Consider the following 452-nt stretch of genomic DNA (forward strand, 5'->3'; position numbering starts at 1 on the left):
CGGTGAACCCGGTGGTGAAGGCTCCCACGCTGGTGGCGGACGACGGCACGGTGCTGATGGACTCCACGTTGATCTTGCAATGGATCGATGCCGCCGCGCCGAAGGCGGCCGCGCGCCTGGTGCCGAAGAGCCCCGCGGCCCGCCTGCAGGACCTGCGCGTGGCCGGCCTCGCGCTCGCCGCGTGCGAGAAGGCGGTGCAGATCGTCTACGAACAGCGGCTGCGCCCGCCCGAGAAGCAGCACCAGCCCTGGCTGGACCGTACCGGCCTGCAGCTGGAATCCGCTTGCGCGCAGCTGGAGGAGGCCATCGCCCACGCGGGCAGCGCGACGGACCTGACCCATGGCGGCATCGCCGCGGCGGTGGCATGGGGCTTCATCGGCCTGGTGCTGCCCGGGCGCATCGGGTCGCAGTCGCATCCCGCGCTGGCGGCCTTCGCCGCGGCGGCAGAGGAC

At 73.2% G+C, this 452-nt stretch carries 1 protein-coding gene; it reads left to right on the forward strand.

From position 1 onward, the window contains the following. On the forward strand, positions 1-452 hold a 452-nt coding region (locus AC066S_RS39375; protein WP_478271993.1), incomplete at both ends, for a glutathione S-transferase N-terminal domain-containing protein.

Source organism: Bradyrhizobium sp. CFUWI, from assembly GCF_056429085.1.